Source organism: Senegalimassilia sp. (assembly GCF_977052095.1).
The window spans coordinates 1-11,221 of record NZ_CDRSTZ010000058.1 but is presented as its reverse complement, the minus strand read 5'-3'; the positions used below and the strand labels follow the sequence as shown (position 1 = coordinate 11,221).

9 protein-coding genes are annotated in these 11,221 nt (G+C 62.8%); all 9 read left to right on the top strand.

Annotation, left to right across the window (positions count from 1 at the left end):
- On the top strand, window positions 1-2,089 hold a 2,089-nt coding region (locus tag ACWI6D_RS08605; protein WP_449134378.1), incomplete at its 5' end, for a preprotein translocase subunit SecA.
- A 238-nt stretch (window positions 2,090-2,327) separates the two neighbouring features.
- Window positions 2,328-3,434, top strand: coding sequence for a peptide chain release factor 2 (prfB, locus tag ACWI6D_RS08600; protein WP_337368587.1), 1,107 nt, complete (start codon window positions 2,328-2,330; stop codon window positions 3,432-3,434).
- A 122-nt stretch (window positions 3,435-3,556) separates the two neighbouring features.
- Window positions 3,557-4,384 (top strand): transketolase, encoded by an 828-nt coding sequence (locus ACWI6D_RS08595; protein WP_449134377.1) that lies wholly within the window; start codon window positions 3,557-3,559, stop codon window positions 4,382-4,384.
- 35 nt (window positions 4,385-4,419) lie between these two features.
- Window positions 4,420-5,352 carry a transketolase family protein gene (locus tag ACWI6D_RS08590; RefSeq protein ID WP_449134379.1) on the top strand — a complete coding sequence of 311 codons (933 nt, stop codon included), beginning with the start codon at window positions 4,420-4,422 and terminating at the stop codon, window positions 5,350-5,352.
- A 55-nt stretch (window positions 5,353-5,407) separates the two neighbouring features.
- Complete coding sequence (gene ftsE, locus ACWI6D_RS08585; RefSeq protein ID WP_449134376.1) at window positions 5,408-6,250, top strand: cell division ATP-binding protein FtsE; 843 nt, start codon at window positions 5,408-5,410, stop codon at window positions 6,248-6,250.
- A complete protein-coding gene (ftsX, locus tag ACWI6D_RS08580; RefSeq protein WP_449134375.1) occupies window positions 6,243-7,151 on the top strand; it encodes a permease-like cell division protein FtsX in 909 nt (302 codons plus the stop codon). The genes ftsE and ftsX overlap by 8 nt, the downstream gene beginning before the upstream one ends.
- Window positions 7,152-7,164: 13 nt before the next feature.
- Window positions 7,165-8,454 carry a S41 family peptidase gene (locus tag ACWI6D_RS08575; protein ID WP_449134374.1) on the top strand — a complete coding sequence of 430 codons (1,290 nt, stop codon included), beginning with the start codon at window positions 7,165-7,167 and terminating at the stop codon, window positions 8,452-8,454.
- A gap of 54 nt (window positions 8,455-8,508) precedes the next feature.
- Window positions 8,509-10,428 (top strand): ribonuclease R, encoded by a 1,920-nt coding sequence (gene rnr, locus ACWI6D_RS08570; RefSeq protein ID WP_449134373.1) that lies wholly within the window; start codon window positions 8,509-8,511, stop codon window positions 10,426-10,428.
- A gap of 222 nt (window positions 10,429-10,650) precedes the next feature.
- Window positions 10,651-11,221 (top strand): nitronate monooxygenase (locus ACWI6D_RS08565; RefSeq protein WP_449134372.1); only part of this gene is annotated, 571 nt, incomplete at its 3' end.

Sequence of the window (11,221 nt, the reverse complement as noted above, 5' to 3'; positions counted from 1 at the left end):
GCCTGCTCTGAAGCTTGATGAAGACTTCGAGATGGACGAGGCGAAGAAAACCATCAACGCCACCGAGTCGGGCCTCACGAAAATCGAGACGATGCTTGGCATCGACGACATTTACGCCGACCCGTCCGGCCAGCTGCCGAACCACTTGCAGCAGGCCTTGAAGGCGCAGTTCCTGTTCCATCGCGACGTTGACTACGTGGTGGTCAACGGCGAGGTGAAGATCGTCGACGAGTTCACGGGCCGCATCATGGAAGGCCGCCGTTACTCCGAGGGCCTGCACCAGGCGCTTGAAGCCAAGGAACACGTGCAGGTGCGCGAGGAGAACCAAACGCTGGCCACCATCACGCTGCAGAACTACTTCCGCCTGTACGACAAGCTTTCGGGCATGACCGGTACCGCCATGACCGAGGACGCCGAGTTCCGCCAGATCTACAAGCTGCCCGTTGTGGCCATTCCGCCGAACAAGGAAGTGAAGCGTATCGACGAGGACGACCTGATCTATCGCACCATCGATGCGAAGTTCAACGCCGTGGCCGACGACGTTGCCGCACGTCACGAAGCAGGCCAGCCTTGCCTTATCGGTACGGTGTCCATCGAAAGCTCCGAGAGGCTCTCGCGCCTGCTTGACAAGCGCGGCATCAAGCACGAAACGCTGAACGCGAAGAACCACGAGCGCGAGGCGCATATCATCGCGCAGGCCGGCCGCGTCGGCGCCGTCACCATCGCCACGAACATGGCTGGTCGTGGTACCGACATCTTGCTTGGCGGCAACCCCGAGGTGCTTGCCGACGATGTGCTGCTTGCGCGCGGGTTGAACCCCGACCTTGAGCCGGGCGCCCAGCCCGCCGAGGAGGGCGGCCTGCCGGCACCTTCTGAGGGTCAACGCAAAGAGGCGCTTGCCCAGGCCAAGGCCACGTGCAAGCTTGAGCAGCAGCGCGTGCTCGAAGCCGGCGGCCTGTGCGTCATCGGCACCGAGCGCCACGAATCGCGCCGTATCGACAACCAGCTGCGCGGCCGCGCCGGTCGTCAGGGCGACCCGGGCACCACGCAGTTCTACCTGTCGCTTGAAGACGACCTTATGCGTCTGTTCGGCGGCGCGCGTATGGACAAGATCGGCGCCATGATGGAGAAGACGAACATGCCTGACGACATGCCCATCCAGGCGTCCATGGTGTCGAAGGCCATCGAATCGGCTCAGCGCCAGGTTGAAAGCATGCACTTCGCCGCACGTAAAAACGTCCTTGAATACGACGACGTCATGAACCTGCAGCGCAAGGCCATCTACGAAGAGCGCAACGCCATTCTTGACGGCAAGGACATGGAAGGCCGCATCCCCCAGATCGTGGCCGATGTCGTTGCCGCCGTGGTGGAGGAGAACTGCCCCGAGAAGCTGCCGTCCGACGACTGGGATTGCAAGGCCGTGGACAGCTGGGTTGCCAACATGACGGGCCGAACGGATTTCCATGCCGCCGAGGTCGATCACGACGACGATCCCGAGCAGCTGTGCGAAGCGCTTGACGAGTATCTTGACGGCGTGGTGCAAGCTAAGACGCAGGAGCTTGGCGAGCCTATCATGCGCATGCTGGAATCCCAGGTCATGCTGCGCATCATCGACCGTCGCTGGATGGCGCACCTGCAGGACATGGATTACCTGAAAACCGGCATCGGCCTGCGCGCATTCGGCCAGCGCGACCCGCTGGTTGAATATAAGAACGAGGCGTACAAGGCGTTCAGCAACCTGACGCACTCCATGTACGAGGAATACCTGCGTACGCTTTTGCGCCTGCAGGTTGCCGTGCAGCAGAACGCCCCGCAGATGCCGGCCGAGCCTGACCCGCTTGCGGGACGCGTAAGCTACTCGAACCCCGAGCAGGCGCTTGGCCAAACGGGCGTCGGGTCTGCCGTTGCGCAGCATCAGGCGCAGCAGCGCGCCGCCCAGGCCGGTGCGCCGGCGCCGAAGCCCGCGCCGCAGAAGGCCCAAACCTACGTGAAGGACAAGGACGACCCGTTCGCCAACGTTGGGCGCAACGATCCTTGCCCGTGCGGTAGCGGCTTGAAGTTCAAGAAGTGCCACGGAAAGAACCTGTAAGTTCCTTCTGAATGAACCCGATGCGAGCCTTTCCCCTTGCTGCACTTTCCTTGCGGCGGGGGAGGGGCTTGCTTTGTTAAATAGGCTGAAGGCTAGGGCTGCAGACGGCGTGATGCGCTCGTTCGGGTTCGCGCGCTTCCTGGCAGGGGGTTGGCCTTCTGCCATGTGCGAAAAACCTATGCACTCTTGCGCCCTGCCCTCGGCAGTGGGGGCGCTTTGCTGCTACTATGAAAAAACTATGGCTGATAAAGAACTGAAAGATATCGAGCAGATTGCGCAGCGCGTCGCCGACGCGCACGCGTTTTTGCATATCGACGATAAAACGGCGCAGCTGGTGGCGCTTGATGCGCAGATTGCCGCGCCCGGGTTTTGGGACGATGCCGCGCATGCGCAAAGCGTGTCGAAGGAAGCCAGCGCGCTGCGCGACGTCATCGACGATTATCGCGCCGCGCAAGGCTTACTTGACGACGCCCGCGTCGCGCATGAACTGGCGGGCGAGGACCCGGCGTTCGCCGAAGAGGTCCAGTCCACGCTTGAGGCGCTTGACGCGAAGCTTGACCAGCTTGAAATCACCAGCTGGTTTTCGGGCCGTTTCGACGCTGGCGATTGCATCCTCACCGTAAGCCCCGGCCAGGGCGGCCTTGAGGCCCAGGACTGGACGGACATGCTGTACAACATGTACACGCGCTATGCCGATCTGAAAGGTTGGAAGGTCCGCGTGCTTGACCTGGTGCCCGGCGCCGAGGCCGTAGGCCTGAACAAGGTCACGCTGCAAATCGAAGGCCGCCTTGCTTACGGCATGCTGCGCAGCGAGAACGGCGTGCATCGCCTTGTGCGCATCAGCCCCACTGACGTGAAGCAGCGGCGCCACACTACGTTTGCCGCGGTTGAGGTGCTGCCGGTGCTGCCCGACGACATCGAGGTCAACCTTGACATGAACGACGTGCGCGTCGACGTGTACCGCTCAAGCGGACCGGGCGGGCAGTGCGTCAACACCACCGACTCGGCCGTTCGCCTCACGCACCTGCCCACGGGTATCGTGGTGACGTGCCAAAACGAGAAATCCCAGCTGCAGAACAAAGAAGCCGCCCTGCGCGTGCTGAAAGCCAAGCTGTACGAGATCGAGGAGCAGAAGCGCCGCGACCAGATTGACGAGCTGCGCGGCGATCGCATGGAGAACAGCTTCGGCAGCCAGATTCGCAACTACGTGCTGTTCCCGTATCAGCTGGTCAAAGATGTGCGCAGCGGCGTGGAAACGGGCAACGTCGACGCGGTGCTTGGCGGCGACATCGACGAGTTCGTGGTGGGCTACCACAAGTGGCGCGTCTCCACGCAAGAGGAGTAGCGCTGCACTGCAGCCGCCGTGCGGGGCTGCGGCAAGCAATTGCGATAGCGGGACGCGGCGGAAATGCAGCCAGAGCGTTCCCTGTTGATAGGAAAACGTCAAACTGACGAAAGGACGATGGAATGACCGAGCTTGAGCTGCGGGCATGCGACATGCGCATCGACATCGTGCGCATGATCGCGGAGGCGGGAAGCGGACACCCCGGTGGGTCGCTTTCGTGCACCGATATCCTCACCGCGCTGTATTTCGGCGGCGTGATGGACCACAACCCTGAGGACCCGAAGTGGGAGGGGCGCGACCGCTTCATCCTTGCGAAGGGCCATGCAGCGCCGGCGCTGTACGCCGTGCTTGCTCACGCCGGCTACTTCCCGCGTGAAGAGCTCTCCACGCTGCGCAAGCTTGGCACGCGCCTGCAGGGCCATCCTGATTGCAACCTGTGCCCGGGCGTCGAGGTTTCCACCGGCTCGCTGGGCCAGGGCCTGTCCATCGCGGCCGGCGCCGCTGCCGGCCTGAAGCTGGCCGGCAAGCCGCAGCACGTGTTCTGCCTGCTTGGCGACGGCGAGTGCGAAGAGGGTCAGGTGTGGGAGGCCGCCATGTGGGCTGCTCACGAGGGCCTCGATAACCTGGTGGCCATCGTCGACCGCAACCACCTGCAGATCGACGGCGACACGGCCGACGTGTGCGACCCGGGCGACATGGTGGCGAAGTTCGCCGCGTTCGGCTGGAACGCCAGCACCGTCGACGGCCACGACATCCATGCGCTTGTTGCTGCGCTTACCGCTGCGAAGACGGCTGCAGATGGCAAACCGCACGTGCTGGTGGCGAACACCATCAAGGGCAAGGGCGTGTCGTTCATGGAAAACCAGGCCGGTTGGCACGGCAAAGCCCCCAACGCCGAACAGACCGAGCAGGCCGTGGCCGAGCTTGAGGCCGCGAAGAAGGAGGCATAGCCGTGGTACAGCTTGCAAACGAAGAACAGTCCCGCATCAAGCGCGCTACGCGTGCTGCGTATGGCGTCACGCTTGCCGAGCTGGCAGGCCAGGGCGTGCCCGTGGTGGCCGTTGATGCCGACCTGACCGGCTCCACCACCACGAAGAAGTTCGCCGAAGCCGGCTATGCCGACCGCCTGTTCAACTGCGGCATCGCCGAGCAGAACATGATCGACGTGGCCGCCGGCCTTGCCACGTGCGGCAACGTTGCTTTCACCGGCAGCTTCGCCGTGTTCGGCACCGGTCGCGCCTACGACCAGATCCGCAACACCGTGTGCTACTCGAACCTCAACGTGAAGGTTGCCCCCACGCACGCCGGCGTGTCCGTGGGCCCCGACGGCGGCAGCCACCAGATGCTCGAGGACATCTCGCTTATGGCCGGCCTGCCGAACATGCGCGTGCTCGTGCCGGCCGACTACGCCGCCGCTTGCGCCGCGCTGCGCCTGGCCGCTGCAACGCCGGGGCCGGTGTACGTGCGCATGGGCCGCGCTTCCGTGCCTGCCGTGTACGCCGATGGCGTTGAGCTGGAGCTCGGCCGCGCCTACGTGCTGCGCCAAGGCACCGATGTTACCATCGTGGCGTGCGGCGTGGAAGTGGAGCAGGCGCTTGCCGCTGCCGAGGAGCTGGCGGCCGAAGGCATTTCCGCCGAGGTCATCGACGCGTTCTCCGTCAAGCCGCTTGATCGCGAGACCATCGTGGCCTCCGCAAAGAAGACGGGCCGCGTCGTGGTGGCCGAGGAGCACAGCGTGCACGGCGGCCTTGGCGCGGCTGTGGCGCAGGCACTGGTCGAAGAGCATCCCGTCCCCATGCAGTTCATCGGCATGAACGACCGCTTCGGCAAATCAGGCGAGTTCGAAGAGCTTATGGCGTACTTCGGCCTGGATTCGAAGGCGATTGTCAAAGCTGTGAAAAGGCTCACGGCCAACTAGGGGTTCTGCTAGAATCTGTTCGTCTCAGTACATCACTACATGAATGGAGCAAACTGTGACGAATAGTATGAGCCAAGGTGCTCCTGCGCGCCCTGGGCGGCACGCAGCAGCGCATGCGGCGCCGGCGCGACAAGTGACGTCGCAGCTGTCGGCATCGCTTCCGGTGCTTGAAATCGATGATACTCCGCAGCAGTCGGGTACACCTGTTATCACGTTCGATCATGTGTCGAAGGTGTACCCGGCCCAGCCTAGCAAGCCCGCACTCAACGATATCTCCCTGCAAATCTACGCAGGCGAGTTCGTGTTTTTGGTAGGCCATTCCGGTTCCGGTAAAACCACGTTCATCCGCATGCTCATCCGCGAGGTGAAGCCCACGTCGGGCCACATCTACATCGCCGATGAGGATCTTGCTAGCATGCGCAATTGGCGCGTGCCGTACCTGCGCCGCAACATCGGCTGCGTGTTCCAGGACTTCAAGTTGCTGCCGAACAAAACGGTGTTCGAAAACGTTGCGTTCGCACTTGAGGTAATCGGCAAATCCCGCCACGTCATCAAAACGCAGGTGCCCGAGGTGCTGCGCCTTGTAGGCCTGCAGGACAAGTTGAACAAGCGCCCGGACCAGCTTTCCGGTGGCGAACAGCAGCGCGTGTCCATTGCCCGCGCCATCGTGAACCGTCCTCCGGTCCTTATCTGCGACGAGCCTACGGGCAACCTTGACCCGCAAACGTCTCGCGGCATCATGGACCTGCTTGAGCGTATTAACCGCACCGGCACCACCGTCGTCGTTGCAACGCACGACCGCGAAATGGTGGACAACATGCGTCGTCGCGTCATCGCGCTTGACCGCGGCAACCTGACGCGCGACCAAGATCGAGGGGTGTACGGTTTCGATGTCTAGTTTCTTTTACTTTCTCAAGGAGTCGCTGACCGGCTTCACGCGCAACCTTTCCACGGCGCTTGGCTCCATCGTCACCATCTTCCTGTCGCTTTTGATCATCGGCATCTTTTTGGTGGGCGGCTCTGTGGTGAACAACGTGGTGAAGTCCGTCGAGCAAGAGGTCAACATCACGGTGTGGATCGCCGACGACGTCTCCAGCTCCGATGTCCAGTCGCTGCAGTCGGCCATTCAGTCCATGAGCGCCGTTTCCTCGGTCAGCTTCACGGACAAAGATCAGGCGCTTGAGAACTTCAAGAAGTCCTCAAGCTCGGACATTGCCGAGTCGCTTGACGGTCAGAACCCGCTTCCGGCCTCCATCGACGTCGAGCTGTCCGACCCGCAGATGGTCGAGGACGTTGCCAACCAGATCGAGGCGAACACCACGTTCCAGAAGATCTGCGACAACCCGTCCGATCCGTCCGACTCGCTGCGTTACGGCGAGAAAACGGTCGACCGCTTGTTCCAGCTGACCAGCTACGTGCGCGTTATCGGCGTGGCGCTTATCGTGCTGCTTATCTTCATCGCGCTCGTGTTCATCAACAACACCATTCGCCTGGCTATTCTTGCTCGCCGCAAGGAAATCGCCATCATGCGTTTGGTGGGCGCGTCGAACGGGTTCATCCGCGGGCCGTTTTTGATGGAGGGCGCTTTGCACGCCATCATCGGCGCGGCGCTTGCCGTGGGTTCGCTTGAGCTTTTGCGCAACCTGGCGCTGCCGCAGCTGCAAAACGCGCTGACGTGGCTGCCCATCGACCTGTCTACCGGCACATTCGCGCTGTTCTATGTGATGCTGGCGGTGTTTGGCTTGGTCATCGGCCTGCTTGGTTCCGCGTTCGCCATGCGTCGTTATCTGAAGGTGTAAAACAGGAGCTTTCGTGCCAAGGCATTTCGACAAGAAGTCATCCATAGCGGCCACTGCGCGCAAGGCGCGGGCCCGCAACATAAAGTTGGCGAAAGTGTTTTCGTGCATCATCGTCGTAGCCGCCGCGTTTGCCGGCGGCTTCGCCGTTCGCGGCAACGTTGATTTGCTCGATTCGCTGGGTCTCACGCAGCTTACCGGCAGCCCCGATGCGAAGGCGAAGGTCTCGCAGCAGCCTACTACGTACAATTCGCTTTCGGCGCGTGTGGACGAGGTGGAAGGCATCGTGAACAACGACAGCCTTGATTCGTACGACTTGGACACGGCCACCACGAAGATGCTCGATGCGTTCGCGCTGTCCACGCAGGACCCGTACCTGCGCTATTACGACGCTAGCCGCCGCACGGCCATGAACTCGAACCAGGATGCCGCGTCTTCGAGCGATGGGGTGGGCGTGCTGTTCAACGAATACAACGGCAGCGCTTATGCCGTGGACGTCTTCGAAGGCTCCGATGCGCAAGCGGCCGACGTGCGTTCGGGCGATGTGGTGGTTGCCATCGACGGCGATCGCAGCCACGCGTGGTCAACGTCCGAGGTCACGGCTGCGCTTAAACGCGATGAAGGTTCGCAGGTGGTTATCACGTGGCGCCGCGGCGCGTCGCTTGACGATGCAACGGGCACGGAATTCACCACCACCCTTACCGTTACGTCCTCTACCGTGAAAAACGTCACCACCGAGCTTTCCGATTCGGTGGGCTACATTCAGCTGCGCCAGATTTCGCAGAACTCGGCCGATCTGGTGCGCCAGGCCATCTCCGACTTGGACGCGCAGGGTGCGCAGGCCTATGTGCTTGACTTGCGCGACAACCCCGGCGGTTATCTGACGCAAGCCGTGGACATTTCCAGCTACTTCGTGAAAAGCGGCACCATCGTGCGCATTGTTACCACGGGCGCTGACGAGACCACGAAAAACGCCACGGGCTCGGTGCTGACCGACAAGCCGCTGGTGGTGTTGGTGAACGGCAACACGTCTTCTGCTGCTGAGGTTATTGCTGCATCGCTGCAGGACAACCAGCGCGCTACGCTGGTGGGCGCCACCACGTTGGGCAAAGGCTCGGTGCAGGTGACGCACGATTTGTCGTTTGGCGGCGCGCTTCGTTACACCGCGGCATACTACAAAAGTCCGCTGGGCCACGACATCGACGGCTTGGGCATCCACCCTGACGTGGCTATTGCCTTGTCAAGCGACGAAGACAACCAGAAGTCGTTCGCGCTGGAAATGGCGCAGTCAATGGTGCGTGAATAGATGGGGCGCACGCGCAAGCATACGCGCCGCCGACCTCGCGCAAACCCGCATGGCGTGCTGACGGTGCACGGCGGCACGTTCGGTTTCGTGCGTACGGCCGAAGGCGAATACTTCATTCCCGAATCGAAGATGGCAGGAGCGTTCGACGGCGATCTGGTGGAAATTGCGCCGCTGCCGGCGCGCGGTGCGCAGAAAGGCGCTGCCGAAGAGCGCCCCGCTGCGCGCATTCTGCGCGTCATCGACCGCGCGCACGATACGGTGGTGGGCCGCTATGAGGTGGCCGAGCCGTTTGGCGTGGTGGTGCCCGAAGACCGCAATATCTCCTATGACATTTTCACCATGCGCGCCGATTTCCCCGATGTGCCCGATGGGGCGCTTGTGCGCGTGCGCATGACGGCGTATCCTTCGCGGCACGAAGCTGCGTGCGGCGTTATCGAAGAGGTGTTGGGCACTGCCGAGGAGGCTACCATTTCCGTTGACGCCATCGTTGCGTGCAACAAGCTGGAAACCGTGTTCTCGGAAGGCGCGCTTGCCGAGGCGCAGGCGGCCCAGCTTGACGAGGTGGGTGCGCTTGCCGCAGGGTATCGCGACGTGCGTGACCGCTGCGTGTTCACCATCGACCCGGCCGATGCGCGAGACTTCGACGATGCGCTTTCGCTTGACCCGGCGCAGGATTTCCTGCGCGATGGCGCCGTGTGGCGTTTGGGCGTGCACATCGCCGATGTGTCGCACTACGTGCCGTGGAGCAGCTCGCTTGACCTTGACGCTCGCCGCCGCGCCACAAGCGTGTATCTGGTCGACCGCGTCATCCCCATGCTTCCCGAGCAGCTTTCGAACGGGCTGTGCTCGCTCAACCCGAACGAGACGCGCCGCTGCATGACGTGTGACGTGTATCTTGACCAGGACTGGAAGGCCGTTGGCTACGACATCTACCCGGCGCTTATGCGCTCGCAGGCGCGGCTGACGTACGGGCAGGTGCAGCAGGCGCTTGACGGCGATGCCGCCCTTCCCGACGACATCATGCAGCGCGTGCGGTTCCTGTCGCAGTTCGCCAAAGCGCGCATCGCAGCGCGCCAGGTGGCGGGCGGCCTCGATTTCGACTTCCCGGAAGCCCGCGTGGTGCTTGACGACGACGGCAAGCCGCTGCGCGTTGACCTGCGTCGCAAAACCGAGGCAACATCGCTGGTGGAAGAGGCCATGATCCTGGCGAACGAGGTGGTGGCCCAGCACCTAAGCGAGCGCGGTTTCCCTGCGTTGTACCGCGTGCACGAGAAGCCTTCGCCCGATAGCTTGGCGGCGCTGCTTCCCGTGCTGCAGGAGTTCAGTTGGTTCTCTCGTATCAGCCCCGAGCGGTTCGTGGCGGGCGATGCGCACGCCATCGCGCGCGTGCTTTCCGAATCGCAGGGCCGCCTTGAGGGCAGCCTGGTGCAGACGCTGGTGTTGCGCGCCATGAAACGTGCCGCGTACAAGCCTACGTGCGACGGTCACTTCGGCTTGGCCAGCGAAGCGTATACGCACTTCACCAGTCCCATTCGCCGCTATCCCGACCTGGTGGTGCACCGCATGCTATGCGCGCAGCTGACGCGGCGCCCGCAAAAATTCGAGCAGGAAGTGGCGGCGCTGCCGTGGATAGCCGAGCACGCCTCGGTCATGGAGCGCGTTGCCGAGAAGGCGGCGCGCCAGTCGCAGGAGCTCAAACTCATCGAGTACATGGCGGGCTTTCTCGGCGAGGCGTTCGACGCCACCGTGTCGGGAGTGGCGTCGTATGGCATGTACGTCAGCCTGGACAACACCGCCGAGGGCATTGTGGCGGCGCGTTATCTGGGCGACGAGTACTTCGCGTGCGATGCGGTGCGCTATCAGCTGGTGGGACAGGACAGCGGCAAAGTGTTCCGTCTGGGGCAGCGCGTGCGCGTGGTTTTGGCCGCTGCCGATGCGAAAGCGGGCCGCCTTGACTTTTGCTTGGAAAAGTGACGCCTTCTTCAGCTATCGGGCTCTTTTACTACGCAGGTGAATCTTCATGCATTCATAACCGCACGTCAAATGCGTGTGGGGTTTGAACGCAACGCGCAGATACCGTGAAACGCTGCGGCGTCGGGTTGCATGGTCGCGACGTTGGACTAACATGCTCGGGTACGAAAATCGGGCGCATGTTGTGTGCTGTCTGCACCGCGCAAGAAGAGGAACAAAACAGAAATGAATACTCGCATCACCGAACTTCTGGGCATCGAGGTGCCCATCATCCAGGGTGCTATGGCGCGCATCGCCGATGCCAGCTTGGCCGGCGCCGTCAGCGAGGCGGGCGGGCTTGGCATCATCGCGTGCGGCGGCGCTCCGCTGTCGTGGGTCGAAGAGCAGGTGCGCGCTGCCCGCACCATCACGGACAAGCCCCTTGGCGCGAACGTCATGCTCATGGATCCCAACGCCGCCGAGTTGGCGCGCCTTTTGGTGGACCTGAAAATCGACGTGGTCACCACGGGCGCCGGCAGCCCCGCCAACTACATGGACATGTGGAAAGAAGCCGGCATCAAGGTGATCCCCGTGGTTGCCACTACCGCGCTTGCGCGCCGTATGGAGCGCCTTGGCGCCGATGCCGTGATCGCCGAAGGCACCGAAAGCGGCGGGCATGTGGGCGAGCTCACCACCATGGCGCTGGTGCCGGCGGTGTGCGACACGGTGTCCATCCCCGTCATCGCTGCCGGCGGCATTGCCGATGGGCGCGGCATCGCGGCCGCGTTCGCGCTGGGCGCCGAGGGCGTCCAGATGG